The 257-nt window shown below is 82.5% G+C and carries 1 pseudogene; it reads right to left on the minus strand.

Features of this window, described 5'->3' with window-relative positions:
• Positions 1-257: pseudogene (locus tag KVT44_RS56340) on the minus strand (glycosyl hydrolase); the annotation flags it as partial.

The following is a 257-nucleotide window of genomic DNA, read 5'->3' on the forward strand; positions in this document are numbered from 1 at the left end:
CGCGGCCCCGCACCCGGACCGGATACTCCGGCGTGCCCGCTCCGCCCTCTCCGTCCCGCCGCACGCCCTCGTGCTGCCCCTCCCAGCGCGTCACATAGCGTTCGTGCTCGGGCTCGTCCCAGCCGTCGCCGCGGTCCGGCACGGCGGGTCCGCCCCCGACCCGCCCGCGCGCCGGAGCCCCCGCCTCCAGCTCCAGGCCGCCGTCGTCGCCCCCGACGGGCCCGTCGGCCCCCCCGCGCCCCCGCCCCCCCATCCGC

Origin of the sequence: Streptomyces sp. GbtcB7 (assembly GCF_019091445.1) — a bacterium.
GTDB lineage: Bacteria > Actinomycetota > Actinomycetes > Streptomycetales > Streptomycetaceae > Streptomyces > Streptomyces mirabilis.